Annotated in this window: 28 protein-coding genes; 22 read left to right on the top strand and 6 right to left on the bottom strand. The window is 36.3% G+C overall.

What is annotated here, in order from left to right:
• Positions 1–3: 3 nt before the first annotated feature.
• The 3 genes from GH741_RS12960 (at position 4) to GH741_RS12950 (ending at position 3087) form a co-directional block, all read left to right on the top strand.
• Positions 4–1029, top strand: coding sequence for a metal ABC transporter solute-binding protein, Zn/Mn family (locus GH741_RS12960; RefSeq protein ID WP_240795491.1), 1026 nt, complete (start codon positions 4–6; stop codon positions 1027–1029).
• Between the two features lie 61 nt (positions 1030–1090).
• On the top strand, positions 1091–2098 hold the full coding sequence (locus GH741_RS12955; RefSeq protein ID WP_153737214.1) for a permease: 1008 nt from the start codon (positions 1091–1093) through the stop codon (positions 2096–2098).
• 17 nt (positions 2099–2115) lie between these two features.
• Positions 2116–3087, top strand: coding sequence for a TIGR03943 family putative permease subunit (locus tag GH741_RS12950; protein ID WP_153737213.1), 972 nt, complete (start codon positions 2116–2118; stop codon positions 3085–3087).
• 205 nt (positions 3088–3292) lie between these two features.
• Here GH741_RS12950 and map read toward each other — a convergent pair whose 3' ends face one another.
• Positions 3293–4036 carry a type I methionyl aminopeptidase gene (map, locus tag GH741_RS12945; RefSeq protein ID WP_153737212.1) on the bottom strand — a complete coding sequence of 248 codons (744 nt, stop codon included), beginning with the start codon at positions 4034–4036 and terminating at the stop codon, positions 3293–3295.
• A gap of 309 nt (positions 4037–4345) precedes the next feature.
• On the opposite strand from map, the gene GH741_RS21630 reads away from it, so the two are divergent.
• The 11 genes from GH741_RS21630 (at position 4346) to GH741_RS12895 (ending at position 11896) form a co-directional block, all read left to right on the top strand.
• Complete coding sequence (locus GH741_RS21630) at positions 4346–4507, top strand: hypothetical protein (protein ID WP_170287631.1); 162 nt, start codon at positions 4346–4348, stop codon at positions 4505–4507.
• Positions 4500–4814 (top strand): type II toxin-antitoxin system PemK/MazF family toxin, encoded by a 315-nt coding sequence (locus tag GH741_RS12940; RefSeq protein WP_338079418.1) that lies wholly within the window; start codon positions 4500–4502, stop codon positions 4812–4814. Before GH741_RS21630 ends, GH741_RS12940 begins: the two co-directional genes overlap by 8 nt.
• A gap of 315 nt (positions 4815–5129) precedes the next feature.
• Positions 5130–6104, top strand: coding sequence for an alpha/beta hydrolase (locus tag GH741_RS12935; RefSeq protein WP_338079417.1), 975 nt, complete (start codon positions 5130–5132; stop codon positions 6102–6104).
• Between the two features lie 278 nt (positions 6105–6382).
• Positions 6383–6886 (top strand): Na+/H+ antiporter subunit E, encoded by a 504-nt coding sequence (locus GH741_RS12930; RefSeq protein WP_153737211.1) that lies wholly within the window; start codon positions 6383–6385, stop codon positions 6884–6886.
• A gap of 56 nt (positions 6887–6942) precedes the next feature.
• Positions 6943–7206, top strand: coding sequence for a monovalent cation/H+ antiporter complex subunit F (locus tag GH741_RS12925; RefSeq protein WP_205677337.1), 264 nt, complete (start codon positions 6943–6945; stop codon positions 7204–7206).
• Positions 7199–7534 (top strand): monovalent cation/H(+) antiporter subunit G, encoded by a 336-nt coding sequence (mnhG, locus tag GH741_RS12920; protein WP_205677336.1) that lies wholly within the window; start codon positions 7199–7201, stop codon positions 7532–7534. Before GH741_RS12925 ends, mnhG begins: the two co-directional genes overlap by 8 nt.
• Before the next feature lie 14 nt (positions 7535–7548).
• The gene (locus tag GH741_RS12915; RefSeq protein ID WP_153737210.1) at positions 7549–7782 is read left to right on the top strand and encodes a Na(+)/H(+) antiporter subunit B; all 234 of its coding nucleotides are present in this window, start codon (positions 7549–7551) and stop codon (positions 7780–7782) included.
• A gap of 4 nt (positions 7783–7786) precedes the next feature.
• On the top strand, positions 7787–8509 hold the full coding sequence (gene mbhE / locus GH741_RS12910; protein WP_153737209.1) for a hydrogen gas-evolving membrane-bound hydrogenase subunit E: 723 nt from the start codon (positions 7787–7789) through the stop codon (positions 8507–8509).
• A 2-nt stretch (positions 8510–8511) separates the two neighbouring features.
• A complete protein-coding gene (locus tag GH741_RS12905) occupies positions 8512–8847 on the top strand; it encodes an NADH-quinone oxidoreductase subunit K (RefSeq protein WP_205677335.1) in 336 nt (111 codons plus the stop codon).
• Positions 8848–8870: 23 nt separating this feature from the next.
• Complete coding sequence (locus GH741_RS12900) at positions 8871–10337, top strand: complex I subunit 5 family protein (RefSeq protein WP_153737208.1); 1467 nt, start codon at positions 8871–8873, stop codon at positions 10335–10337.
• Between the two features lie 2 nt (positions 10338–10339).
• Positions 10340–11896, top strand: coding sequence for a proton-conducting transporter transmembrane domain-containing protein (locus tag GH741_RS12895; protein WP_153737207.1), 1557 nt, complete (start codon positions 10340–10342; stop codon positions 11894–11896).
• 171 nt (positions 11897–12067) lie between these two features.
• On the opposite strand, the gene GH741_RS12890 is transcribed toward GH741_RS12895, so the two are convergent.
• Entirely contained in the window at positions 12068–12388 is a 321-nt protein-coding gene (locus GH741_RS12890; RefSeq protein ID WP_153737206.1) for an ArsR/SmtB family transcription factor, read from the bottom strand.
• A gap of 102 nt (positions 12389–12490) precedes the next feature.
• Here GH741_RS12890 and GH741_RS12885 point away from each other — a divergent pair, with 102 nt between their 5' ends.
• From GH741_RS12885 to GH741_RS12860, 6 genes are all read left to right on the top strand, one after another.
• Positions 12491–12856, top strand: coding sequence for a hypothetical protein (locus GH741_RS12885; protein WP_153737205.1), 366 nt, complete (start codon positions 12491–12493; stop codon positions 12854–12856).
• A gap of 28 nt (positions 12857–12884) precedes the next feature.
• On the top strand, positions 12885–13565 hold the full coding sequence (locus tag GH741_RS12880) for a DsbA family protein (protein ID WP_153737204.1): 681 nt from the start codon (positions 12885–12887) through the stop codon (positions 13563–13565).
• A gap of 3 nt (positions 13566–13568) precedes the next feature.
• The gene (locus GH741_RS12875; protein WP_153737203.1) at positions 13569–13991 is read left to right on the top strand and encodes a disulfide oxidoreductase; all 423 of its coding nucleotides are present in this window, start codon (positions 13569–13571) and stop codon (positions 13989–13991) included.
• 394 nt (positions 13992–14385) lie between these two features.
• On the top strand, positions 14386–16344 hold the full coding sequence (locus GH741_RS12870; RefSeq protein WP_153737202.1) for a right-handed parallel beta-helix repeat-containing protein: 1959 nt from the start codon (positions 14386–14388) through the stop codon (positions 16342–16344).
• 35 nt (positions 16345–16379) lie between these two features.
• A complete protein-coding gene (locus tag GH741_RS12865) occupies positions 16380–18314 on the top strand; it encodes a glycoside hydrolase family 127 protein (RefSeq protein WP_153737201.1) in 1935 nt (644 codons plus the stop codon).
• Positions 18315–18597: 283 nt separating this feature from the next.
• Entirely contained in the window at positions 18598–19614 is a 1017-nt protein-coding gene (locus GH741_RS12860; RefSeq protein WP_153737200.1) for an NADH:flavin oxidoreductase/NADH oxidase, read from the top strand.
• A 146-nt stretch (positions 19615–19760) separates the two neighbouring features.
• Here GH741_RS12860 and GH741_RS12855 read toward each other — a convergent pair whose 3' ends face one another.
• The 3 genes from GH741_RS12855 to GH741_RS12845 form a co-directional block, all read right to left on the bottom strand.
• Positions 19761–20138 carry a YuzC family spore coat inner layer protein gene (locus GH741_RS12855; protein ID WP_153737199.1) on the bottom strand — a complete coding sequence of 126 codons (378 nt, stop codon included), beginning with the start codon at positions 20136–20138 and terminating at the stop codon, positions 19761–19763.
• Positions 20139–20367: 229 nt separating this feature from the next.
• Positions 20368–21069 (bottom strand): SgrR family transcriptional regulator, encoded by a 702-nt coding sequence (locus GH741_RS12850; protein WP_153737198.1) that lies wholly within the window; start codon positions 21067–21069, stop codon positions 20368–20370.
• Between the two features lie 426 nt (positions 21070–21495).
• Positions 21496–22728, bottom strand: a complete 1233-nt coding sequence (locus tag GH741_RS12845; protein WP_153737197.1) for an endo-1,4-beta-xylanase — start codon at positions 22726–22728, stop codon at positions 21496–21498.
• A gap of 250 nt (positions 22729–22978) precedes the next feature.
• Here GH741_RS12845 and GH741_RS12840 point away from each other — a divergent pair, with 250 nt between their 5' ends.
• A complete protein-coding gene (locus GH741_RS12840; RefSeq protein WP_338079423.1) occupies positions 22979–23569 on the top strand; it encodes a DsbA family oxidoreductase in 591 nt (196 codons plus the stop codon).
• A gap of 100 nt (positions 23570–23669) precedes the next feature.
• On the opposite strand, the gene GH741_RS12835 is transcribed toward GH741_RS12840, so the two are convergent.
• Positions 23670–24431 carry a helix-turn-helix domain-containing protein gene (locus GH741_RS12835; RefSeq protein WP_153737195.1) on the bottom strand — a complete coding sequence of 254 codons (762 nt, stop codon included), beginning with the start codon at positions 24429–24431 and terminating at the stop codon, positions 23670–23672.
• A gap of 121 nt (positions 24432–24552) precedes the next feature.
• On the opposite strand from GH741_RS12835, the gene GH741_RS12830 reads away from it, so the two are divergent.
• Complete coding sequence (locus GH741_RS12830; RefSeq protein WP_153737194.1) at positions 24553–26475, top strand: right-handed parallel beta-helix repeat-containing protein; 1923 nt, start codon at positions 24553–24555, stop codon at positions 26473–26475.
• Positions 26476–26798: the final 323 nt, after the last annotated feature.

Raw genomic sequence — 26798 nt, 5'->3', positions numbered from 1 at the left:
ATTTTGAAAATTTTTGCGAGATTAATAGTTCTTCTATTGATTGTTGTTCTGAGTGCATGTGGAGCGAGGGATGAGGTATCATCCAACTCCAGTGGAGAAGTTCAGTTGTTAACCATTTATACGTCCATGTACCCGCTAGAATATTTTGCAAGTGAAATCGGTGGGGCTCACACAGATGTGATTTCTATTCTGCCAGCTGGAGCCGATGCCCATACATACGAACCCACTTCAAAAACGATGATTGATATTGCTTCTGCAGACGCATTTATATATAATGGTGCAGGTTTGGAGGCATATGCTGTAAAAATTAACCAAACTTTAAAAGACGAAAATGTAATGATAGTTGAAGCAACAAATGGTATTGTATTACTAGGAAGCAACCATGAGCATGAGGATGAACCAGATGTTCATGAAGAAGATGCTCATGAGCATGAGGATGGAATAGATGATCATGAAGAAGATGTCCATGACCATGAGGATAAAATTGATGATCATAACCATGGAGATGTAGATCCTCATGTATGGCTAGATCCAATTCGTGCGATTACTCTTGCAGAAAATATAAAAAATGTATTAATAGATATTAAACCTGATGCAACAGAAGATTTTGAGGAGAACTTCCAAGACTTGAAATCTAGACTTGAACAATTAGATGAAGAGTTTCATAGTAAACTAGAAGCACAAGAAAGAAACAAAATTTTGGTTACCCATGCAGCTTATGGCTATTGGGAAAATGCATATGGATTAGAACAAATAGCAATCAATGGATTATCACCGTCTGATGAACCATCACAAAAAAAGATAGAGAATGTAATAAAATTAGTTGATAAACATGACATAAATTACTTATTATTTGAACAAAATGTTCGACCAAAAGTAGCAGAAGTTATTCAGAGTGAAACAGGTGTAGAATCTAGGGAAATCCATAATCTTGCTGTATTAACAGAAGATGATATCGAAAAAAATGAGAATTATTTTACATTAATGCATCAAAATCTAGAAGTACTATTGAGCGTATTAGAAAAATAAAGGATAATGTGGGGATATTTTAATTAAATATCCCCACAATGTTTATGTATGGGGGAAAACAATGTTCCGTATATTCCGATCAAGTTTAATAGATTTTACTGGAATTATATTATTCGGGTTGGCAATTTTTTTAATAACATCTAGCGAATCCTTGCGTGATGCTATTAACCTGCCTACTTCGGTGTACAATATGAATACAATCTTCTTGAGTATCCTAATCGAGGCTTTACCGTTTGTGTTAATAGGTGTTGTTATTGCAGGCGTAATTCAAATATTTATAACAGAAGATCATATTAAACGGTGGATTCCTAAAAATAAATTAATGGCTATAATAATGAGTTGTGTGGTAGGTGCATTCTTTCCAGCGTGTGAATGCGGAATTGTACCAATTGTTCGAAGGCTAGTTGCAAAAGGGGTACCGATCTATGCTGGAATTGGCTTTCTCCTAACTGGACCTCTTATAAACCCTATTGTTATCTTATCAACTTACATGGCTTTTGGAAATGACTTGAAGATTGCCTTATCACGTATGATTATTGGTTTTTTTGTTGCAATATTAATTGCTTTTGTAATTAGTTTGCTTTTTAAATCAAATCAATTAAAAGTTGGTTTAACTAATTCTAGCTGTGGACATACCCACTCAACTCCTACCGAATCGATTACAAGAAAAATCGCTAATGTGCTTGTGCATTCAGTTGATGAGTTTTTTGACATGGGAAAATACTTAATTATCGGTGCGTTATTAGCAGCCTTTGTACAAACATATATCTCTACAGGAGCATTAGCAGCTACCGGAAATGGTGAAGTAGCTTCTAGTATAGCCCTGATGATGGGACTAGCCTATATATTATCGCTCTGTTCTGAAGCAGACGCATTTATTGCTGCTTCCTTTAGTAATGTATTCCCAACAGCATCTATTTTAGCATTTCTTGTCTATGGGCCTATGATAGACTTGAAAAATACGATGATGATGCTAAGTGTCTTTAAGGCGAGATTTGTGGTAACTTTCGTATTTATTGTAACCGTAATTGTATTTGGTACCTTTATTATTGTACAAGGTTTGTACTGAGAAGGGAGAGACTAAACATGCGCTTTCATATGCAACAAGCTTTCAGAGCAATTATTTTATTACTTTTTGCAATCTATATTATAAAGTTACACTATACAGGTGATATTTTAAAATTGATAAATCCTAAGTATGATGTAATTAGTCAACTCGGTGTAATAATTTTACTAGTTTTGTTTGTAGCTCAACTACAAAGAGTCTGGTCGGCTAAGAGTGAAGACCATGATGACGATCACGCTGATCATAATCATGATCATGGCTATTCTTCCATGAACATAAAAAAATTGGTTTCCTACTCTATTGTTGTATTTCCGTTATTAACAGGATTTCTCCTTCCACCTTCTACTTTAAATGCATCGATTGCGGAGAAGAAGGGTGCAATGATGTCAATAACAAATAGTGCACTTAATAATAAAAAAGAAGAAGAAGAGTTAGCTGCTGAGGTAGAAAGTTCTCAACCCGAAATTAATTTACCAGACGACCAAACACAAGGAGAATTAGAAAATCCGCCTGAAAATGACTTGCTGTCAGATGATAATCCACCAGACCCTAATCTTGATTCAAATACTTATTCACAAGAAGAATTTAGGCAAATGGCCCAAGACCTTGAGAAACAATCAACAGTTCATATGGATGATTCAGTGTACACTTTAAATATGGACATAATTAGTATGAATTTAGAAAAATATGAGGGCAAAGAAATTGTTTTAAATGGCTTTGTATATAAGGAGGAAGGCTTAAAGGACAACCAATTTGTGTTAGCAAGGTTTATTATAACGCATTGTGTCGCGGATGCAGGTGTAACTGGCTTTCTTTCTGAACTTGATGAAGCTGTAGATTTACAGGAAGATACTTGGCTGGAAGCAAAAGGGACTATTGCAATTCAAGAATATAATGGTGTGGACTTGCCAATGATTAAAATCACAGAATGGAAAAAGATTGAAGAGCTAGAACAACCTTATATATACCCACACGGTATTATGATTAGATGATGTATGGGGACGGTTCTTTTGTGTCACATGTGACACAAAAGAACCGTCAGAGCCCCAGTGAAAAGCTCTCTCTGCTTCCCGTTCACTAAATTGTCCAAATAAAATCGTTAGGTTATGGTGTCGGGTACCACGTTGGGATACGTGATATTACCGGCACTATTTTTTTGCGGGACAAGGGACCTGACCCGACTTGACCTTTGTCCCGTTACAACGTAGTAATAATCGGTCCTTCTTTCGTAAGAATAATTGTATGTTCGTATTGAGCGACAAAGCTTTCATCGGTTAGATAGGTCCAGCCATCATCTTCGGATAGGAAAACTTCCTCTTCAAGTGTAGAAATAAAAGGCTCAAAGGCAATTACCATACCTTCTTTTAAAATTTCGTCATCCCAGCGAGCGAAGTAATTGAAAATATGATCTGGTGCTTCGTGAATCGAGCGCCCAACACCGTGTCCAGTAAGATTTTTAATGACAGTCAAGCCATGCTGTTTGGCTACGTCCTCTACAGCTTTTCCGAGAGCGTTTTTTTTCAAACCCGGTTTTGCCTTCTCAAGTCCAGCGTCGAATGCTTCTTTAACAACGTCACATATTTTCTGTAAAATTATTTCTCCTTTGCCAACTACAAAGGAAATTCCAGTATCTGCGAAATAGCCGTTTTTAGAACCTGAAACATCAATATTTACAATGTCCCCTTCTTGAATGGTCCGTTCACTCGGAATCCCGTGTGCTACTTCTTCATTTATGCTAATGCATGTATATCCAGGGAAATCGTATATTCCTTTTGGTGCAGATTGAGCCCCTGCTTTTTCAAAAAGCTGCCCAGCAATTTCATCGAGTTCTTTTGTAGTAATTCCAGGTTTAGTACGCTGGACTAATTCGTCTCGAATCGCTCCACAAATTTTGCCAATTTCTTTTAATCCATTAAAATCCTCTTCAGTCTTTGCAATCATGGTGAATCCTCACTTTTTAACGTATTTTATGATTATCATTCCATTTAGATTCTAGCATAAACGGAAAGATTTTTTCTTCAACAAAATGTCCTGATTGTAGATGTAAATCACATATTACCACATACCTTCAATAAGTATCCTACTGATTACACAGACTTTTGTGGTTTAAGGCAAATCAGAAAATCTAATCTTAACCAAAAAAGACCGGGCAGCAATGGTCGCTTTTTCTTTTATTACCATAGTTTTATTTTATTTTTTTCTACTGTATAATTGAGTTAATTAAATCAAATATAAATGAGGTGGTTATTCATGACTGCTGATGAAATTTTGAAAGCAATTGAAGAAATGGACAATGGTGAACGGATCAAATTACTTAATAAGTTATTTGATAATTATTTTGATAGCAGACCTCCAAAAGAGCAAATTATAAGAGAGAAAGAAGAAATATTTTGGGGTAAAGAAGGTGAGTAAAGCAGGTAAACGTGGAGAGGTTTGGACGGTTGAGTTAAATGGAAAAAGAAGACCAGTCGTAATTGTAAGTAATGATAATGTAATAGTAGAATTAGATCATTTAATAGCAACAGTTACAAGTCAACATGAAAGAAACGAATTTGATGTTGTGATTGATTACTGGAAGGAAGCTGGATTAGCAAAACCCTCCATAGTTAGATGTTCTAAACTAAACACTGTTCACTACAAAGAGTTACTATTTAAAATTGGGAAGTTACAGGATCAAGACTTAGAGAAAGTATTGGTAGCAATCCGAAATTACTTTTAATCTTTGTGTATATGATGTGGAAAATGATCGTCGGTCTCATATTTGATATACAACTGTTCTTACTATAATAAAACTCGAACTAATAAATTAACGGGTTCCTTTTCCAATTGCGAAACTCATGAATGTGATAGGAATCGTTAGCTAAATTGCGTCTGAAATGCACCACTTATTGTGGTGCATTTTGTTTTAGTAAAATAGAGTCTAGCACGTTTATCTGTAGTTATTGTTTTTTATACAACTTCTCACTAACCTATTACATAGGATATTTAAACACTTGTATTACATAGTCATTTAAGATGGGGAGGCAAATAAACAGTGAAAGTCACTTATAGAATGATTGATAAGCAGTTAAGGATTAAAGGGATGCTATACAATCTATTAATAAACAAACCTAGTGAAGAGAAGTATATAAAATTTATGCATACTGTCAAAAAACAAATGGAGAAACGAAAGGGTCAAGACGTTGAAGGATTGCAGTTTAGTGAAGAGTGGATTACACGCAAGGATGGCACAAAATTGCGTATCTGTATTTATAAACCCCTTAATCCTAAAAAGGAAATACCTGGAGTACTTTGGCTACATGGTGGTGGATATTCTCAAGGAATCCCCGAGTTGTTCGCTAACACCTACAAAAGATTAATTGGTGCGAGGGACTGTGTAATAGTAGCTCCTGATTATCGTTTATCTATTGATGAAGCACCATATCCAGCAGCACTAGATGATTCTTACACTGCCCTTTTATGGATGAAAAGTCATGCAAAGGAACTTGGCATCAGGGATAATCAACTCATCGTAGGCGGGGAAAGTGCCGGAGGGGGATTAACCGCTGCGATTACTCTTTATGCCAGAGATCAACAAGAAGTAACTATCGCTTTTCAAATGCCTTTATATCCGATGATGGACGACCGAATGATAACGGAATCAGCTAAAGAAAATAATGCCCCTATCTGGAATTCAAGAACCAACAGGTGGGCATGGAAGTTATACCTTGGAGAATTATTCGAGAAAGATGTGCCTGTCTATGCAGCACCTGCTAGAGCAACAGACTATAGTAACCTCCCACCGACCATTACATTTGTTGGTGATATAGAACCCTTTAGAGACGAAACAATTCAGTATGTTCAAAACCTAAAACAAGCAGGAGTCCCAGTCGATTTTGAATTATTTAAAGGATGCTATCATGGTTTCGATATTATTAACCCTAAGGCAAAAATAAGTAAACAAGCAATCTCGTTTTTCATTCATTCATTTCAATATGCAGTAGACCATTATTTTGCCGAACAGAAATAAATGCATGGGGACGGTTCTTTTGTGTCCAAATTGGCGCATGCCAATTCACTTTTTCACAGGTAGTGCCTGACACCAACCCCCTTTGTGTGCCGACTATTCAACATCCCTAAAATTACAGGTGAACTAAAAATGAAAATACCGCATTTGGTTTCTCGATATAATCAGAATCTAACTATCCTATAAATAATAACTCATCAAATGGTAATAGTAAGGAATACTATGCTTCTATTCCATTGATTGATAGCCAATTTTATTTAATTTAAAGTGAGGTACTTAATTTGAAGAAAATACTATTGTTTTTAATAACTTTGGCATTATGGTTTGTTTTTGCGGGCCGCGTTACTATCGAGGTATTTTTGTTGGGAACTATTATTTGTTCTATACTATCGCTTATGTTTGTAGATAATGGTTTTAAATTAGTTCAAATGAAATATGAAACGAAAGAATTCCTATTAAAGATATATTACATATTGTTGGTGATCATTTCTTTTATCTATGATGTATTTTTATCTGCAGTCAGAGTTTCGAGACATGCATTTGAAATTAAACCTTCATTTTCTCCCCGAACAGTTAGAATCAAAACATCTCTTGAAAATACAAACAGTATGGCAATGTTAATCAATTTTATTACATTACCTCAAGGGACCTTGGCTATGGATTTCGATAACTTATCTAAAAACTATTTTATTCACTGGATAGATGTTCACAGTGACGATGAAGCAGAAATAAAGAAAGCACGTATCAGTAAACATGAGAATTTGGTATCTAAACTATTTGGTTAATCAGTTTAACTATCTTATTTTCAGCTTTTATTTACTCAATCTGGAGTGTGATCATAGTGCTTTATTTGATACTGGCAATTGTCTTATCTGCTATTTTGACCTTTTATAGGGTAATTAAAGGCCCCAGTGTACCTGATCGAATAGCTGCTATGAATTCTATAGGTGTCATGTTTTTATTAGTTTTGGTTTTATTAAGTTATTATTTTGAAAGAAAAATTTTTATCGATGTGGCTTTAATTTATGGGGTTTTCTTATTTATAAATGTTTTAGTTATGTCTAAGTACTTTAGTGAACCAGAGAAAGGAGGAGTTGGTGATTGATTTCATTCATAGTTTAAGCCAACTACTTGTTTATGTATTTTTACTTACAGGTATTTATTTTTTGTTTAGTACTGCTCTGGGAATGATTCGTTTTCCTGATTTTTATACCCGGTTACATGCTGGCTCAAAATGCCTGATGGCCGGAGGTATTGCAGTTTTAATGGGATGTATAGTGCTGGAAGGGATTGGGTTTGTTTCGTTAAAGCTTATTGTACTCATACTTTTTTTAGTAATCACTAATTCGATAGCCATTCATGTGATCGCCAGTTTTGCTGATAATTATAATATATTACCCAAAACAATTGTAGAAAACGATAGTGATGAGTAATTGGAGGTAAAGTCTTGATTAATCTTATATTTAATCTGTTAATGATATTTTTAGTAATTACCGCTTTTTTTATGGTATTTACTAAAGATATATCCAACTCAGTTATTGCTCTCCCCGTATTCGGTGTTATTCTAGTAGTTATTTTCGTAATTCTCCAGGCTCCGGATGCTGCTATGGCTGAAGCGATAATAGCTGCCGGCTTAACTACTGTTTTTTTTGTAATTACGATAAACAAAACGGAGTATTGACGACATGAGTAAAATTAATGAAAGGCTTAAAAAACTCCATACGATAGCCCTTGTTGTAGCGCTGGCTGTTTTCTTATTAGTTGTAGTTTATGAAATACATAATCTAGATAACAATAGCAAAAGATATTTATCTGAACACTATATTTCTGAAGGGGTACGGGAAACCGGAGCGATAAATCTAGTTACTTCAGTCCTATATGATTACCGGGCTTTTGATACTTTGGGTGAAGCAACGGTGATTTTAACAGCTGCTGCTATTCTATCTTTACTGGTTCCCGTAAGCAAAGCAACGATGCTAGGTACTAAATTTTCCATTATTGTTTATCAAACTACAAAATTTAGTATTCCATTTCTAGCAGTTTTAGGAGTACATTTAATTTTTTTTGGTCATCTCAGTCCTGGTGGGGGTTTTGTAGGAGGAGTTGTTCTGTCTATAATTCCCATCCTGCTAACAATAACCTATGGTGTTGAATTTTCTGAATCTAAATTAAAACCTGCCAAAAAAAAGTTGGTTGAGGATATAGGAGCAATAGGTTTTATTTTACTAGGATTACTAGGAGTAGTTACTGGAAGCAATTTTCTGGCGAACGGGCAAGCCAATTTTGGTCCGGGAAATACAGGGGAATTGATCAGTGCTGGGTTAATACCTTACTTAAATGTAATGATTGGTATAAAAGTAGGAGCTGGTCTAGCAATAATTTTTAATAGTTTGATTAAGGAGAAATAATAGTGGTAATCCCATATGTTGTAGTAATCATTTTGTTTTCGCTTGGAATTTACACTGTCATTAGCAAAAAAAACTTAATTAAAATGGTTATTGGATTTACTATTGTAGAATCTTCTTTGATTTTATTATTAATACTAATCGGTTATAAACCGAGTGGAACTGCTCCTATTCTAGACAGGCAATATGAAATAGTCGTTGATCCTATCCCTCAGGCACTGGCCTTAACAACAATTATTATTGGGGGAAGTGTTACAGCTGTAATGCTAGCCTTGGTGATTAAGATATATAAAAGATATGGAACTTTAAATGTTGATGAGCTTCGAAAATTGAGAGGATAATTTTTATTTTGGGGAGGTCCATAATGGAAGCGGCTGTCTGGGTTATAATTTTACCTTTATTAACCGCATTTTTTCTTGGAATTTCTAAGTTATATTTTAAAAAGATCCTTTTTCCCCTGGTAACCGGTAGTGCGATCATTTATCTTTATCTATTAATTTCAGTTAGTACTAATAGTTATCCCCCCAAAGTATACAGTGTTGGTGGTTGGGGGCTCTTGGGAATAAATTTAATGGTGGATCCTTTTGCCGCCATGTTTTTGTTAATTATCGCTATATTATTTTTACCCGTTATTCTTTTTTCTCTAAAATATATCAAAATTGATAAACATGACTATTTTATTCTTACCTATTTAATGATAGGCGGTATTGCCGGAATGGTACTTACTGCTGATTTATTCAATCTTTATGTATTTTTGGAAGTGACCTCGCTGAGTTCTTGTGCTTTGGTGGCGATAAAAAAGACTGATAAAGCAATAGAAGGTGCTTTTAAGTATTTGATCATGTCTACATTAGGCAGCTTTTTTATTTTACTGGCTACAATCTTAACTTATCATTTAGCTGGGACTCTAAATATGGCAGAAATTGCCCTCGAATTTAAAGAGCTCCCTTTTAAGCTAAAAAGTATCCTTATGGCCTTGTTTGTTTTTGGTTATGCATTAAAGATAGGGTTAATTCCTCTTCATGCCTGGCTACCAGATGCTTATGAAGATTCCCCTATTCCTTATAATGTTTTATCTTCGGGATTAGTGATGAAAGCTGCTGTATATGCATTAATAAGAGTATTATATATCATTTTTGGAATTGATTTTTTGAGTGAAAGTGGAATGTTAGCTATTGGTGTTTTCTGGGGAGTAATTACTTTTATTATTGCTCATCTCTTAGCATTTCAGCAAACAAATTTAAATCGGCTGCTTGCGTACTCCAGTATTGCACAAATAGCGTATATCACGATCGGATTATTTGTGGGCACGGATGGAGGATTAATTGGTGGAAGTTTCCACATTCTAAATCACGCAATAATGAAAGGGACGTTATTTTTAGTTATCGGAATTTTCTATTATAGTTTAAGCGCTATTAATATAAAAGATATTAAAGGGCTGGGTTATCAATTTCCGATAATTTCATTTACATTTGTGGTTGCTTCCCTGTCAATAGTGGGTCTGCCGCCCTTCAATGGGTTTATCACTAAATGGCTTATTATTGAAGCAGCTCTAGAAGCCGGCTTTGGTTATGCTGCCTTTTTTATTCTTGTGGGAACATTTTTATCTTTAACGTATTATTTAAAAGTAATTGTTACATTATATACCAAAACCGAAAAGAAAATAGTCATAAAAGACCCAGGTTTATCTTTAAGATTACCGACTATATTTCTGGGCAGTTTATGTATTGTATTTGGGATAGTACCTTCGTTACCTCTAAGTCTAATTAATAAAATTCCGCAATTTTTATTGGATCATAGTGAATACATAAGAATATTACTAGGTGGTTGAAAATGATTACTCCAGGTTTGTTATATCTATCAGGTGCTTTACTATTATTTTTGCCCATTACTAATAGAATAAAATACATAATGTCTTTCCTTATTACTGCAGGGGCCCTTATTGTTACTTTTTATTTAATACCTGGTTATAGCTTAGAACTGGATTTTCTTAAATATACTTTAGTTCCGTTTAAAGTAGATAATATCAGTAAATTAACGGGATTGATTTTTGCTGTCGGTGGAATGGCGGCTGTAATTTATTCAATTAACTTATGTTCCCTAAGTAATTTAAGGCTAATATTTGTGTTTATTGGTAGTGCTTTGACCGTGGTTTTTGCCGGTGATCTGTTTACTCTTTATGTTTTCTGGGAGTTAATGACGATCAGTTCATCTTTTATAATTATAATGGCAAGTGATGTAACTAAAAAAACAGGTTATTTTTACTTTCTAGTTCAGTTGGTAGGAGGGTTAAGTTTATTATGGGGGATATTTTTACAGTATTCGGCTACAGGTAATTTATCTTTACATGCGATAGAAGCTGGACTCCCTTTTTTTATGATTGCGATCGCAATTAAACTGGCCTTTGTGGGTTTCCATACTTGGCTGCCATTGGTTTACAGCAAAGCACCTTTTTATGTTGCAGTAGTTTTGTCCATATACACGACAAAAGTGGGAGTGTACGTCATGTTCCGCCTGCTATCCGGGATAAATATTTTGGCTTATGCCGGTCTTATTTCGGCTTTGTTTGGAGTTGTAATGGCCTTAAGGCAAAAACAGGTCCTTAGATTATTGAGCTATTCCATCATCATCCAGGTAGGATATATGATTATGGGTATTAGTATTGGTACTGAAGAGGGAACAACAGGAGCGATTTTTCACTTAGTTAATCACATATTATATAAAACGGTATTATTTATGGCAGTGGGTGTTGTCATTTATACAACAGGGAAGGATAGTTTTGAAAATTTAGGGGTCATGGGCAGAAAACTTCCGTTAACTTCAATCGCAACACTGGTAGCTTTTCTGGGGATAGCTGGAGTTCCTTTTTTTAATGGGTATATGAGTAAAACGATTATTAAAGATGCTTTGCACGAACCATTATTAAAATGGGGGTTGGACCTAATGAGTTTTGGGACTTCTCTAATATTTTTAAAATTTATCTATTATGCATTTTTCAAAAAAAGTACGATTAACATAGATAAAAAACCAGCGATCAGCATGCAATTTGGATTGGGATTTTTAACTGTTTTTATGATAGTGATTGGTATTAATCCTTTTTTATTAGAAAATTTAACTACTATTAATTTAGGTATTAATTATTTCGATAAAAAACATCTGTTAAGTGGAATTCAGCCCTTTCTCTGGTCCATTGCTGCATTTATTTTATTAAAGAAATATGTAGTGAAGAACTATCAGAGACTTCTCTATTATGATGGATATCGTAAAATGGCTAAACTATTTGTAGCTACAGGCTATAAGTTAAGTAACTATCATGACGGAAAATTAAATAGATATTTGGTATGGGCAACTTCCACTTTAATCGTCCTACTGTTATTGTTAATGTTTTGATGTTCATCTCCTCTTATGATGAATTAAATTTGTATCTATTAGAAGAGTTACTGGCTAAATAAGATCAGTGGCTAAAGATAATCACAATAAAGGCACGAGAGCCCGTATGTAGCAACTATCCACATACGGGCTTTGGCTATTTGGAAATTGATCTATATAGTTGTCTCACTTTCAAACGATATGATTCTCACAAAAAACCATATCATTTTGAACATCTTCAAGAACAACATCGAACATATGTAATAAATCACTGACTTGTTGATTTCTAAGACCGTAATATATGTATTTTCCTTCCTGTCTTCCTACAATAAGCCCACAGCCTTTTAAACATGCTAAATGTTGGGAGATACTTGATTGACTAACATTTAAAGCTGTAACAATTTGAGATACCGTTTTTTCTTCTTCTTTAATATTTTCTAGTATTTGTATCCTGACTTTATTTGAAAACCCGTGTAAAAACTTTATTTTCAAATCTATATCAACTTTTACCATTCGTTAAGCCTCCAATCATATTAGACATCTCTAATGTGTTCTGATACTATCACATTAGCAATACCTAATATGTGTGTCAATCATTATACCAACTCGAAGCGTATGAAATTGGATTCGAATTTTAACCCTAAACCTTGGGCAAAGGCAGAAAGTATCATCCTTTTGTTGATACTCTCGGCTACAGCTGTTCTGGGACAACAATCCCCACCACATGATATTGATACAACAATAAGAAGTACAGGAATGTCTGAAATATTCACAGTTCTCTACCAAGGTACTATTCATTCCAGTATGGATGTTTCAATCCAATTAGGGGTTTATAGTGTGTTATTTATTATAGTGAGTGCATTGTTTCTAATTTTAACTCTATTGATGTTTGTAAAAAAAGCTCCAGTTTTACTATGTTTTATAACAAGTATGTTATTTGTAGTAAATGTCTATTTGGCATTAATGCTAAGTGTTATCTAGAAAAAAATAGAATTGAGGTAGTATATGTATGGCAAAAAGAAAAAACTCTCCTTTTAAAATGGCAGTTATTATTACACTCGTTATCTTTGCTGCAATGACAGCTCTCGTTGTGATTAGCACTAATAATGATTCAAATACAGAAACTTCATTTGAAAAACAACCACCTATTGATGGACAACCGATTTTAGGTGATCCTAATGCTCCCGTAACGGTTGTGGAGTTTGGTGATTTTAAGTGCCCAGCATGTAATGCTTGGGGTGAAAGTATTTTCCCGCAACTTGTAAATGACTATGTAGATACTGGCAAAGTAAAGTTTGCTTATATAAATGTATTATTTCACGGTAAAGAATCTGAGTTAGCATCACTTTCTGCGGAAGCTGTATATGAACAAAGCCCAGAAAATTATTGGACTTTCCATAAAGAACTATTTAACGCACAACCACCAATGGAAAATCATGATGAGTTATGGATTACTAATGAAAAGCTTTTAGATATAGCAAGTAATATCTCTGGCATTGACACACAACAGTTACAAGAGGACATCGAGAACCAAACGACAATAGAAAAAGTAAATTTGGACTCCGCACTAGTTGAGGAATTTGATGTGAGTCTTACACCAACTATTATGGTAAATGGTACGATGCTTGAAGATCCATTTGACTACGAGAAAATAAAAAGTCTTATAGAACAAGAACTGGAAGGAAAATAGAGCATGGTAAACATCAGACAATACTCTTTGTATATTGCTTGGGTAGTCTCTGTTATTGCAACGCTTGGTAGTCTGTACTTTAGCGAAATACGTGGATTTATACCGTGCGAGCTATGCTGGTATCAACGTATTTTGATGTATCCATTAACCTTAATACTTGGGATTGGGACATTTCAAAATGATCCATCTGTTAAAAAAATTGTCTTACCAATGGCGGTCATTGGATGGTGTATCTCTCTATTTCATTACCTTGAACAAAAAGTTCCAGGATTTGCGCCAATTAAGCCATGTGCCAGTGGTGTGCCTTGCAGTGCGGAGTATATTAACTGGCTTGGTTTTATCACCATTCCATTTTTAGCATTAACGGCATTTACTTTGATCATCATATCTATGTTTATTTTAAAAAATGAAAAGGACAAGGCTTAATAAGAATGACCTGTACCTTTGCGTTGAGCTTTCAGAAGAATTGCTGATTAGAGGTGCCGATTAGGAATAAAGGCGCTAGATCCCATACGTTGGCTAATGTCATAGAATTTAAATCTAGGATTATTTACAGACATTTGATGCTCGTATCTTGGTTCATGCTTATTTCAACGATTCCTACTTACTTAAATGCAATATCTTAAATCCTGACTGCCACGATTTTGTGTGCAGTTTTTCTTTGGTTCAGTTATATTTGATACTTTTCCGAAAACACAGGACCAAAACACAATCTCAAATACAGACAGTCCAAGTTTTCCCATTTCATCGACACTGGTCGTTTGCTACCGCTTTCATTAGTTATTATAATGGAAACAGAGTTTCATAAGGAGGAAGTAATATGGCTTTTGAATATCATGTAGCAAAAAATGGCTCGGATCTTGGTGAAGGCACAAAACAAAATCCATTCTTAACAATTAATAAAGCAGCTTCAATTGCTGTAGCAAAGGATACTATTGTTGTTCATGAGGGAGAGTACCGGGAATGGGTGAAGCCCAAAAATCAAGGGTTAAGTCCGACGAGAAGAATTACATACCAAGCTGCTGAAGGCGAAAAAGTAGTGATTAAAGGTTCCGAACGGGTTCAAGACTGGAAACAGGTGGAAGGAAGTGTATGGAAAACCGTATTACCAAATAGTTTTTTCAAAGACTACAATCCATATATAGAAGAAGTTTTCGGCGATTGGCTTTATAAATCAAAAGTACCAAAGCATTTAGGGGATGTTTATCTAAATGGCATGTCCTTTTATGAGGCTGAAAGCTTTGAACAACTAGTAAATCCTAGTGGTCAAACGGAAGTAGTAGATAACTGGACAAGACAGGTTGTTCCAGTACATAACCCGGAGCAAACGAAATATATCTGGTTCGCTGAAGTGGATAATGATACGACAACTATTTTTGCTAATTTTCACGAGTCTAATCCTAATGAAGAATTAGTGGAGATAAACGTGCGAAAGTGTTGTTTTTATCCGGAAGAAACGGGTAGGGATTATATTACTGTAAAAGGCTTTGAAATGGCTCAAGCAGCAACGCCATGGACGCCACCTACTGCTGATCAGCCGGCGTTATTAGGTGCAAATTGGAGTAAAGGATGGATTATCGAAGACAACATAATTCATGACTCCAAATGTAGTGGAATTAGTATTGGTAAGGAAGTCTCAACTGGAAACAACTATAGTTCGAAGCGAAAAAATAAGCCGGGTTATCAATATCAGATCGAGTCTGTTTTTCATGGGATAAAATCTGGTTGGAGCAAAGAAAAAGTAGGTTCCCATATTGTTCGTAATAATACAATCTATGATTGTGGTCAAAATGGTATTGTCGGTCATCTAGGCTGTATATTTAGCGAAATCTATAACAATCATATTTATAATATTGCACTAAAACGAGAATTTTACGGGCATGAGATTGCAGGTATCAAGCTACATGCAGCAATCGATGTACAACTAGTCAACAACCGAATTCATGATTGCTCTCTAGGCACATGGCTAGATTGGCAGACACAAGGGACAAGAATTAGTAGAAATCTGTTTTATCGAAATAATCGTGACATGTACATAGAAGTAAGTCATGGTCCTTACATCGTAGATCACAACATTCTAGCTTCAGAGTATGCATTAGATAACTATGCTCAAGGCGGGGCTTATCTAAATAACTTAATTTGCGGTAAAATGGTTCACCGGAAAATTCTTAATCGATCCACACCATATCATGTGCCTCATAGCACAGAGATCTTAGGATTTGCTGTTGTTCATGGTGGAGATGATCGATATTATAATAATATTTTCATTGGGCATGAATCCTTCGAAGGTGTTGTTCCTGGTCGAAATGATTCAATGGAAGGTGTTGGTACGGCACATTTCAACGGTTATACGACATCCGAAGAGGAATATTTGGAGAAAGTACACCAGAAACCTGGTGATGTAGAAATATTTTTAAATGTAGATCAGCCTGTTTATATTAACAAAAATGCCTACTTCAACGGGGCTGTACCTTTTGAGAGAGAAAATGAAAAGATTGTTGACGACAGCTTTAATCCGAAATTTAACATCACCGAAGAAGGAAGAGATGTGTATCTTTTTTGTGAGCTTCCTGAAAACTTTGAGAAAGTGCTTGGAGAAATTCACTCTACTAAAACCTTACACCCCGTGCGGATTGTGGATGCAGACTTTGAGAATCCAGACGGTAGTGAAGTAACAGTGGATAAGGATTTAGTAGGAGAAAAAAGGTCAGAAAAAAGCGCTTTAGGTCCAATCAGTCAGTTGCAATCAGGAAAAAATCGTGTAAAGGTCTGGGAATGACAGAGTACCAGCCAACACCTAAGGGGAGATTCTTTATGAAATCGCAAGAAAAAACAGGTAGGAACGTAACGGTAACGGATGCATTTTGGAAAGGAAAAATGGAAGTTATTCGTGAGCATGTAATCCCGTATCAGTGGGAAGCATTAAACGATCGATTACCAGATACAGAACCTAGTCATGCAATAGAAAACTTTAAAATTGCAGCTGGTGAAAAAACGGGTGAATTTTATGGAATGGTCTTCCAGGATAGTGATATAGCAAAATGGTTAGAGGCTGTCGCATTCAGTTTAGAAAACACTCCAGATGAAAGATTAGAAAATACTGCTGATGAGGTCGTTGACTTATTAGAAAGAGCACAAGGAGAAGACGGATATTTAAACACGTATTATACCGTTAAAGAACCGGAAAAACGTTGGACAAATGTTCGTGATAATCATGAATTATATTGTGCTGGCCACTTAATGGAAGCAGCGGTTGCTTATTATAATGCGACAGGAAAACGTAAATTTTTAACCCTAATGTCTAACTATGCAGATTATATTGACACTGTATTTGGTGAAGAAGAAGGGAAGATAAAAGGGTATCCAGGTCACCAAGAAATCGAGCTAGCGCTAATAAAGCTTTATGATGTAACAGGAAATGAGAAATATTTAAAGCTTAGTAAATTCTTTATTGATGAACGTGGCAAACAGCCCAACTACTTTGATATTGAAAAAGAAAAAAGAAACGATAAAAATCCATTCTTTTTTAACGATAGTTATGCTTATAACCAAGCTCACTTACCTGTTCGTGAACAAAAAGAAGCAGTTGGCCACGCTGTTCGGGCTGTTTACATGTACACGGCAATGGCAGCCCTAGCTACAAGAACAAATGACGAGTCCTTGAAGCGCGCGAGTGAAACACTTTGGGAGAATGTCACACAAAAACAAATGTATGTAACGGCGGGTATCGGCTCCATGGAATTCGGAGAAGCCTTCTCCTTTGACTATGATCTTCCCAATGATATTTCCTATACCGAAACCTGTGCGTCGATTGGGTTAGTATTTTGGGCAAAGAGAATGCTTGAACTTCACGCCCATCATAAGTATGCAGATGTGATGGAACGAGCGTTATATAACGGAACGATTAGTGGAATGGACTTGTCTGGTAAGAAGTTCTTCTATGTCAATCCGCTTGAAGTTCAACCAGAAGCTTGTGAAAAACGTCATGAGAAAAAGCATGTAAAACCGGTGAGACAGGAATGGTTTGGTTGTGCGTGTTGCCCACCTAATATCGCTAGACTCATTGCGTCCATTGGTCAATATATCTATACGCAAACAGAAAATGAATTATTTGTTCATTTATATATGGGTAATCAGACGAATGTCACTATGGGAGGACATCAAGTAGAGATTAGCCAACAAACGAATTATCCTTGGGATGGCTCTGTATTAGTAACAGTGTCACCTGAAGCAGAAGCAACATTTACACTAGCTGTACGTATTCCTGGATGGGCTAGAAGTGCACGTGTAAAAGTGAATGGAGAAGCAGTTGATTATCTATCACTACTAAAAGACGGCTATGTGTACCTGAATCGGACGTGGAAAAAAGACGATACAGTGGAATTAGATTTTGAAATGACGATTGAACGTATGCAAGCGAACCCATTAGTACGTGCGAATGTGGGTAAGGTTGCCATCCAACGTGGTCCTGTAGTTTATTGTCTGGAAGCAGTAGATAATGGCATCAACTTACCAGCGATTTTCTTGCCAAGGGGTTCTGAATTACGAGCCGAATATAAAGAAAATCTATTAAACGGTGTTGTTGTGATTACAGGTGAAGCGGAACGACTGAATGCTAATGCATGGGGTTCTGAACTATATCGTCCAGCTAGCCAAACAACAGAGACAGTAACCATCCAAGCAATACCTTATTATGCATGGTGTAATCGAAAACCAGGTGAAATGATTGTCTGGGTGAATGAAAGATAGAATCCTAGTTTCAAGCACTTGATAAGGACATTCGTCTTTTTCAAGTGCTTGTACTTTTTTGTGTAAGTTGATTTTTAGGGCGAAGGGAGAGACCTTCTGGTAAAGATCAAGAAATTCACATGATTTTGCTATACCTAATTATTGTCTAGTGAATCCATATTGGGCGATATGTTCAGCAGCATCTGTGGAAGTGACCACTCAAATTTTTAAATATGATATAATTTCAAAAGTAGTTTTATTTAATCAATTATGTGCGCCCAAGTAAGGGAAGGAGAAGCAATGCATGAATTTAATGACACCATTTTCCTATAAAGGACTAGAGTTAAAAAATAGAATTGTCATGCCGCCAATGTGCCAATTTCAAGTAGAACGCGAGGATGGTATCCCTAATGAATGGCATTATGTCCATTATGTCAGTAGGGCCGTTGGTGGAGCAGGATTGATTGTTTTTGAGATGACAGATGTCGAGCCAGACGGCCGCATTACAAATCGTGATTTAGGGTTATGGTCGGACAAGCATACCGAGGCATTCAAAAGAATCATTGATCAGTGTAAAAGCTATGGGGCAAAGACCTGTATTCAAATTGCTCATGCAGGTCGTAAAGCGGAAGATGCTGCAGTACCTGTAGCTCCTTCACCAATTCCTTACTCTGAAACATCCAAAGTTCCTCGTGAATTAGATGGCCAAGAGATCCAACGATTGGTAGACCTTTTTCAAGCTGCTACGAAGCGGGCTATAGAAGCTGGAGTAGATACGATTGAACTTCACGCGGCGCATGGATATTTGCTCCATCAATTTCACTCCCCCCATATTAATCGAAGAAAAGATAACTATGGCAAGGACCTTGCTCTATTTGGAGTGGAGGTTATTCGGACAATGAAAGCAGTGATGCCAGAAGATATGCCATTGATTATGCGGATTTCCGCAACTGAGTATATTGATGGCGGCTATGATCTCGATTATGCAATGGAGCTATGTAAACGATATAAAGAAGCGGGAGTAGATATGTTCCACGTTTCCACAGGTGGAGAGGGCCCGTTATTAACACAATTTAGTTCAAAACCGGGTTATCAAATTCGTTATGCGGATGAGATCCGTAAGCAACTGAACATCCCTGTAATCGCTGTAGGTAAATTAGATGACCCTGAGCTTGCCAATAGTGTTGTGGAAGAAGAAAAAGCTGATTTAGTTGCAGTCGGAAGAGGTATGCTCGATGATCCATATTGGGCTCATCATGCTGCCATTAAGCTTGGATTTGATTATCAAGCACCTGGTGTCTATCAGGAACATATAAAATAAAGAGAGTAAAGATAGGTTAAAAATGCCAGGTGTTACATATGGACGAAGGTTCATATGTGATACCTGGCATTTTTTTGATTCAACGATAACAAGAAAGAAACAAAGAAGATCATCCGCATTCGAATCATAGCCTTGTTTCAAATTTTTTAAATTCCCCATTTAAGATACATGGTTAAGGTACAGCATTGCGCCCCTTGAGCATCTGCATGAATCGTCAATAGTATTCCAGTTGGGTTGTATTCAGTTGTTATAGGTGCGGTTGTTCCTATCGACTTGATTAATCGGTCAACTTCGCTTTGATTTCCATGTTGGGCTGCTTTTAATAATTTATAAGTGAATTCGTGATCATTAAACTTTTCAAGGATAATAATCGATTCATTAGCTATTTTTTGAAAAGCAGTTACCGACTGTTGAAAAATATCAATGTCAACCGGGGGATATTGCCGTTCTTGGTAATACCCTTGGTATTGAGGATAAAGGCCTTGATGTTGTGGGTGAGGATAACAGTTTGGATTGTAATACATAAAGCACCTCCTAATTTCTAAGAGTATTTTATGCTTCTTGCTAGTATTGGTGCCCGGATGTTAAAACAGATCATCGGCACCTGGTACTTTAGATGGATAATGTCGTTTGAGAGTACTGGGTACCTAATTTTCTCATCATAAGAAGCCAGTTCCTCTATGTGACAAATGTCTTCATAGAGGAACTGGCTTTATTGCATTACTATAAATCGGGACAAGGTCCCTCGTTCCATCAAAGAGAATCCAGGTATTCCTCAGCTGCCTCTTTAGTAGGAAATATTTTGTTTTGTCCCATTTCATCTAATCTTTTTTCCAAATAGGGAATTAGATAAGATGAACTAGTGTACGAGGCAAGGGCCTTGACACCCTTTGCTACGACTATTTTTCGAAGTTCTTCCATTTGTGGTTCAACATCTGGCGTATTAGTCATTTCACTCATCATGTCAATAAGGATAGTGAAGCCAGGAGAGGCATGTTCTAAGCTTTCTTTAATCGCATTGCAATAGATATCTACATTTTCCTTGGTAATCATCTCTCTAATTCGGATGAATTGTCTATTTTTTGTTACATCAAAATAGACCACGAACTTCGATAAGTAATACCAATAAGTTAATTTTGTTTTAATACTTGGTGCTTCGGATTCCACTCGGATAAACGCTTCATTTTGTCTACCGTCAAAAATCATTGCTTTAAACAATTGTAATTGGACATCTTCAATCGACTGGTGAAAAATGAGGGAATCGTTATTCTTTATACCTTTAGGACTCCAAGTGATCCATCCCAATGCATCGAGCTCAATTAGGAATTTACGAAATTTACGTTTTGTGTATGATAAGGTATCAACTAACTCATTTAAATCCACTTCAATTTGTTCTCCGTTGTCATGATTAGAATAATAATTTCTGAGTTTAATATATAATTCTTCTATATTCACGCAATCACCTCAGGGAAAGGGCTTATCACCCATTAAATAGTATCATTTAATTTGAATCTAACTGCTAGATAATTCCATTTTATTATACCACTTTTATTTGAGCTAGCGCTTTAAAATAAATATGAAAAATTAAATCTAGGGTGAGTTTTTCTTCAGAGGGTGAAACAAGCAATCTCTAAAAATCGAATCTGTTCAATGATGCATCTGGTCCTTATTAAATAGGAATTGGTTCAATAAATAATTCTACATTAATAACGGACAATCTGTTTGTACATGAAAATTACTGATCAAGTTTTACGATAGGTGACTAAAGGGAGGCGAAGGAAAGTTTTTAGACTGTCTCTTTTAAATCACTTTTTTGATGCTAAAAAGTTTCCGACCAAATTTTGGTCGGAAACTCTTAGACTATTATTTATAGTAAATCTATTAGATTGTCATCTGTACCGTTTCACCATCTTTATCTAATTTAAAGCTTACTTTTTTATCTCCATAAACCAGATCATACTCACCAAGGAATCCTTCAAATGAAAGCATCCCATTGTCATCTGTTTTACTAGTCATAGTTGTATTCCAATCACCTTTAATTAGTTTCTTCAATACTTCATAAGAAGGTTTTGGGCTATTATCTTTTCGTAAGAATCCAGCCGGAGCACCAAGCCATGCCCCCTCATCACTGAATTTCCAGGTTGTAATCGCTTCTACCTGAGGATGCTTGAATAGAATCGAATACATTTCTTCTACCTCTTTAGCCTGACGCTCTTCGAATTCTGGTGTCGTTGGCCAATCATCAATCTGATAATCATTCAGGTCTTCTATTTCAGGTGGCATCAGATGTCCTGATGTTAAGGTGTTTTCGGTAAAGTGAATTGGAAGCCCAAAATGTGAGAAACGATCTAGCACTTCTTCTAATTTCTCGCGGCCCCAATAGCCTTGATGTTGATGGGACTGAATACCAATCGCATCAATTGGAACCCCTGCGTTTAAACACCCATCAATTAAGATTTCAAAGTTGATTGATGTATTAAAGTCATTTAGCAATAGGGTCGCACCAGGATTCGTTTCGCGGGTTTTAGCGAACATCTCTTTAACAATACCAACACGGCCAAGATCTTTTGCAATTCTCGTAATCCCATTGTCATACTTATCAAAGATTGGCATGATTACTACTTCATTGAGAACATCCCATGTATCGATTAAACCTTTGAAGTCGGATACGTCCCTCTCAATTCTCGCAAACTGTGCTTTCAGTCTATCCTCACTGCTCATATCTAAAAGCCATGGAGCAGTTAAGGTGTGCCAACAAAGGGGATGCCCTTTCAATGCTATGTTTCTTTTCTTTAACCACTGTGCAGCAACCTTTAATTCTTCTGTTCGGGGTTTTCCTTGTTCAGGCTCGAATTGCGCCCAGTAAAAAGGTAATGTCGCAAAATTAAAAACATCCATAAACTTGTCCATTTTATCTTCCAAAAATGCAAGTCTGTCTGAATCTACACTTTTATTTGCTACTTCAATCGCATCAAAAGTGCTGGCACCAAATAAGAACTTATGGTTTGTTTGTTTTAGTCCCACTTCCTTTCCTGCTACAGGATTACCTGATGCATCTACAAGTTTAATGGTTTTATTGGCCTTACGGTGCGCGTACTCATTGGTCTGTCCCATTATGTACCCTCCACTTTCATAATCGATTTTCAAGCTACATTAAAGAAAACGCTTTCTTGTTGCTAATCCAATTCTACCAAACTTTGTTCATCCAGCAAACTAACTAATCATTAATTGGTACTTTTTTTTAAGCTCAAGCATTTCAAGATTAAAATATAACGATTTTTGGTACACTTAAATCATAGAAGAAAATGGAGGGATTATTATGCATATTGAAATGTGGACTGACTTTGCTTGACCATTTTGCTATATTGGCAAAAAGCGTCTGGAGGACGCTATTAAAATGGTTGATTACCCAGTTGAGGTTACTTATCGAAGTTTCGAATTGGATCCAACAGCGAAACGGGATATAAATGAAAACATGTACGAAATGCTAGCCAACAAATATGGAATGAGCCTCGAGCAAGCGAAAGCAAATTCCAAGAACGTCATTAACATGGCCGAAGAGGTTGGTTTGGATTTCCAATTAGATTCGCTTATCTTAACCAATACATTTGACGCGCATCGCTTGGCTACTTTTGCAAAAAAATACAGTCTGATGAAAGAAATGACCGAAAGAATTTTACATGCTTACTTTACAGAGTCCGAGCATATTGGTGACCATGGCACATTAACAGAATTAGCGGTGGAAGTTGGATTGGATCGTGAAGCAGTAGTTAACATGCTGGCGAACGGTGAGATGACGGATGAAGTACGGGCAGATGAACAACAAGCTAAGGAACTACGGATTACTGGTGTACCGTTTTTTCTTATTAATAAAAAGTATTCTCTTAACGGTGCTCAACCAGCGGAAGCGTTTGTGCAAGCCTTTGAACAAGTGAAAGCAGATAACGAAGCATAAAAAGAAGCCTGCTATTTTTGCAAATGATGCAAAAATAGCAGGCTTTTTACTGTTAGGTGCATGTATAAACTGAAAATTTACTAGGGGAATCTCACAACTCTTAAGCATCCGACAACGCTCTATACCTATTTGGTGAGTAATTTGTAATTTTTTTGAAATTACGATTGAACGATCGTAAATTGGTATACCCGCAGTTTATAGCTATCTCACCAATTGACCGCTGACTATTTTTTAATTGATAACATGCCTGTGAAATTCGATAATGATTCAGGTATTCGGTGAAGGTCATGTTCGTCATTTGTACAAACAGCTTGGACAAATACGGATAATCATATTGTAAGCTTTTGGCGACAGCTTTTAATGTGCAGTCATCGTAATAATTTCTATCGACAAAAAGGAGAATCTTATGCAACACCTTGGTTTTGGTAGAGTGTTCAACAGGAAGAAAAGCGGTCTGATCAACCAACATACTGCAAATATCGTACAAGAAACTTTTTTGGCTATAAATGGAATCTAGTGCATGTAGGTTAGGAGCATGACTTAGATGTAACACATTATTTCCTGGGACATAGCCCTGATAATTCATAAAAAAATGTCCAATTAATTCAGGGGAAAAGAGGACAATGGTAATTTTGGAATGATCGATTGTTTTAAATTCATGCATTTGGTTATGAAAAATAAATGCCAAATCATTTTCTTTTAACACATACTCTTTTTGATCAATCGTTACTTCTAATTCCCCTTCATTGACGATGATCAGTTCATACGCTCGGTGAAAGTGTAGGGGGAAGCTTGAATGAACTAGTGTGAAATAGTGAAAGGATTCTTTTTCTTCGACTCCGTGATGCTCAAAAAATACCATACACTTCTCCTCCTATGATAAAACACTAATATTGTCTTAAATTATACTATTTTTCGAGTAGAAATATAGTCTTTTAACTTACTATAATGAAGATAGATTTGTGATCAAGGAGGAAGTAAAAATGGCTTTTGAATTTCATGTAGCAAAAAATGGTTCGGATATAGGAGAGGGAACGAAACAGAATCCATTCTTAACGATCAATCAGGCAGCTGGTGTTGCTGTAGCTGGAGATACGATTGTTGTCCATGAGGGTGAATACCGGGAATGGGTGAAACCGCAGAATGCAGGATTAAGTGAGACGAGAAGGATTACCTATCAAGCAGCAGAAGGCGAGAAAGTTGTCATTAAAGGCTCTGAGCAGATTCAGGACTGGGAGCAAGTCGAAGGAACCGTTTGGAAAACTGTTTTAGCTAATTCATTTTTCGGTGATTATAATCCCTATACAGAAGAAATCTTTGGAGACTGGGTCGTCTATAATCCAGGTAGACATCTAGGCGATGTGTATTTGAATGGGAAGTCTTTCTATGAAGCGGAAAACTTTGAACAGTTAAAAAATCCTAAAATAGAAACGGAAGTATTGGATCGCTGGACAAAGACAATCGTACCTGCTCACGATCCAGAGCAAATGAAATATACTTGGTTTGCAGAAGTAGACGAAAATCAGACCACCATTTTTGCTAATTTTCATGATGCTAACCCGAATGAAGAGTTAGTTGAGATAAACGTAAGAAAATGCTGCTTTTATCCAGAACAAACAGGCATGAATTATATTACGGTAAAAGGCTTCGAGATGGCACAAGCGGCTACGCCTTGGACACCACCGACAGCTGATCAGCCAGGATTAATTGGTGCTCATTGGAGTAAAGGATGGATCATTGAAGACAATATCATCCATGATTCCAAATGTAGTGCAATTAGCATTGGGAAAGAAGTTTCGACAGGAGACAACTTTCGTACGAAACGCAAAGACAAACCTGGTTATCAATATCAGTTAGAATCTGTCTTTCTTGCCAAGCAAGCTGGTTGGAGTAAAGAAAAGATTGGTTCCCATATTATCCGAAACAATACCATCTATGATTGTGGTCAAAACGGCATCGTCGGTCATCTAGGCTGTATATTTAGCGAAATCTATAACAATCACATTTACAACATTGCCTTAAAGCGTGAGTTTTACGGACATGAGATTGCAGGTATCAAGCTACATGCAGCGATTGATGTGCAAATACACCATAATCGTATTCACGATTGTTCACTCGGAACATGGTTAGATTGGCAGACACAAGGAACAAGAGTGAGTAGTAACCTGTTTTATCGTAATAACCGTGATTTATTTGTGGAGGTTAGTAGTGGGCCTTACCTGATCGATCACAATATTTTAACTGCAGACTATGCACTAGATAACCATGCGCAAGGTGGAGCATACGTAAACAATTTGATTCGCGGAAAAATGGTTCATCGAAAAATGCTTGATCGTGCCACACCATACCATATCCCTCATAGCACGGAGATCGCAGGATTTGCCGTCGTATATGCTGGTGATGATCGCTTTTACAATAACATTTTCATTGGTGATGACCATCTAGAAGGTGTTGGTACTGACCATTTTAATGGGTACACGACATCACTTGAGGAATACATTGAGACCGTCCATAAGGATGAGGGTGATCATGAAGCATTCAATGAAATAGAACAGCCTGTTTATATTAACCATAATGCTTATTTGAATGGGGCAAATTCATTTGATAGAGAGAAGGAAAATGTTGTAGCAGCAGATTTTAATCCGAATTTAGAGATTATTGAAGATGGCAACGACGTGTATCTTTCTGTTGAGCTTCCAAAAGAGTTTGAGAATTTACTTGGGGAAATTCAAACAACGCAATCATTGAAACGAGTTCGAATTGTTGATGCAGAATTTGAAAACCCGGATGGAAGCGAAGTAACCGTAGATACAGATTACCTAGGAGAAAAAAGATCAGACAAAAGTAACCTGGGACCAATCAGTCAGCTACAAGCAGGAAAAAATCGTATAAAAGTTTGGGGATAAAATCATAGGGACGGTTCTTTTGCTTCCTTTAATTTGTTTACTACCGCACATAAATTATTGGACGTGCAATCATGAGTGAAACTATCAATCGAGTAAACAGTCCGAAAAATGGGTAAGCATTATTTCATTGCTAGTGGGAATTATGTCATTTGTTATCAATTCCTTTTACCTCTGGAGTGTTGTTGTGATTGGATGGGGATTTCTATCACTAAGACAAAAGAATCAGAATAGACGAATAGCAATGGCGGTATCATACTGGTTTTTGCTAATCCTTTATTAGTTACTTTGATTGGAATAGGGGTTGTTTATCGACAGTTAGCTAT

It is taken from the genome of Aquibacillus halophilus, assembly GCF_009649745.1.
GTDB classification, from domain to species: Bacteria; Bacillota; Bacilli; order Bacillales; family Amphibacillaceae; genus Aquibacillus; species Aquibacillus halophilus.
This window is presented reverse-complemented; position numbering and strand designations above follow the sequence as displayed.

Excerpts from the sequence above, each read along its gene's own strand:
- GH741_RS12955 (WP_153737214.1), top strand. The coding sequence starts at position 1,091 with ATGTTCCGTATATTCCGATCAAGTTTAATAGATTTTACTGGAATTATA.
- GH741_RS12950 (WP_153737213.1), top strand. The coding sequence starts at position 2,116 with ATGCGCTTTCATATGCAACAAGCTTTCAGAGCAATTATTTTATTACTT.
- map (WP_153737212.1), bottom strand. The coding sequence starts at position 4,036 with ATGATTGCAAAGACTGAAGAGGATTTTAATGGATTAAAAGAAATTGGC.
- GH741_RS21630 (WP_170287631.1), top strand. The coding sequence starts at position 4,346 with ATGACTGCTGATGAAATTTTGAAAGCAATTGAAGAAATGGACAATGGT.
- mbhE (WP_153737209.1), top strand. The coding sequence starts at position 7,787 with ATGAGTAAAATTAATGAAAGGCTTAAAAAACTCCATACGATAGCCCTT.
- GH741_RS12900 (WP_153737208.1), top strand. The coding sequence starts at position 8,871 with ATGGAAGCGGCTGTCTGGGTTATAATTTTACCTTTATTAACCGCATTT.
- GH741_RS12895 (WP_153737207.1), top strand. The coding sequence starts at position 10,340 with ATGATTACTCCAGGTTTGTTATATCTATCAGGTGCTTTACTATTATTT.
- GH741_RS12890 (WP_153737206.1), bottom strand. The coding sequence starts at position 12,388 with ATGGTAAAAGTTGATATAGATTTGAAAATAAAGTTTTTACACGGGTTT.
- GH741_RS12885 (WP_153737205.1), top strand. The coding sequence starts at position 12,491 with ATGAAATTGGATTCGAATTTTAACCCTAAACCTTGGGCAAAGGCAGAA.
- GH741_RS12880 (WP_153737204.1), top strand. The coding sequence starts at position 12,885 with ATGGCAAAAAGAAAAAACTCTCCTTTTAAAATGGCAGTTATTATTACA.
- GH741_RS12875 (WP_153737203.1), top strand. The coding sequence starts at position 13,569 with ATGGTAAACATCAGACAATACTCTTTGTATATTGCTTGGGTAGTCTCT.
- GH741_RS12870 (WP_153737202.1), top strand. The coding sequence starts at position 14,386 with ATGGCTTTTGAATATCATGTAGCAAAAAATGGCTCGGATCTTGGTGAA.
- GH741_RS12865 (WP_153737201.1), top strand. The coding sequence starts at position 16,380 with ATGAAATCGCAAGAAAAAACAGGTAGGAACGTAACGGTAACGGATGCA.
- GH741_RS12860 (WP_153737200.1), top strand. The coding sequence starts at position 18,598 with ATGAATTTAATGACACCATTTTCCTATAAAGGACTAGAGTTAAAAAAT.
- GH741_RS12855 (WP_153737199.1), bottom strand. The coding sequence starts at position 20,138 with ATGTATTACAATCCAAACTGTTATCCTCACCCACAACATCAAGGCCTT.
- GH741_RS12845 (WP_153737197.1), bottom strand. The coding sequence starts at position 22,728 with ATGGGACAGACCAATGAGTACGCGCACCGTAAGGCCAATAAAACCATT.
- GH741_RS12835 (WP_153737195.1), bottom strand. The coding sequence starts at position 24,431 with ATGGTATTTTTTGAGCATCACGGAGTCGAAGAAAAAGAATCCTTTCAC.
- GH741_RS12830 (WP_153737194.1), top strand. The coding sequence starts at position 24,553 with ATGGCTTTTGAATTTCATGTAGCAAAAAATGGTTCGGATATAGGAGAG.